The sequence below is a fragment of the Xanthomonas cissicola genome, assembly GCF_008801575.1.
GTDB lineage: Bacteria > Pseudomonadota > Gammaproteobacteria > Xanthomonadales > Xanthomonadaceae > Xanthomonas > Xanthomonas cissicola.
In genome coordinates this window covers 1-261 of record NZ_VZPL01000275.1, presented here as the reverse complement: position 1 = coordinate 261, position 261 = coordinate 1, and the positions used below count along the sequence as shown (strand labels likewise).

The 261-nt window shown below is 60.9% G+C and carries 2 pseudogenes; one reads left to right on the top strand and one right to left on the bottom strand.

Annotation, left to right across the window (positions count from 1 at the left end):
- Window positions 1-125: pseudogene (locus tag F7R02_RS26050) on the bottom strand (transposase); the annotation flags it as partial.
- A 68-nt stretch (window positions 126-193) separates the two neighbouring features.
- Here F7R02_RS26050 and F7R02_RS27730 point away from each other — a divergent pair.
- Window positions 194-261 (top strand): annotated as a pseudogene (locus F7R02_RS27730) (transposase); the annotation flags it as partial.

Below are 261 nucleotides of genomic sequence, written 5' to 3'. Positions count from 1 at the left end.
TCGCTCAACGCATACCACTGCTGCAGCAGATGAATCCGCAACATCGTCGCCAGGGCGTACGGCTGCCGCCCTGGCCGCCCCGACACCGGATAGCGCGGCGCGATCAGCCCGAGCAGTTGCTGCCACGACGTCCACCCAATTTTGAGTAGCGCCTCAGTTTGGAGTCCAATTCCCTACCCCGAGGAGATTGGACGTGAAGAAACGTTTTACTGACGAGCAGGTCATCGGCTTTCTGCGCGAAGCCGAAAGCGGCGTGGCGAT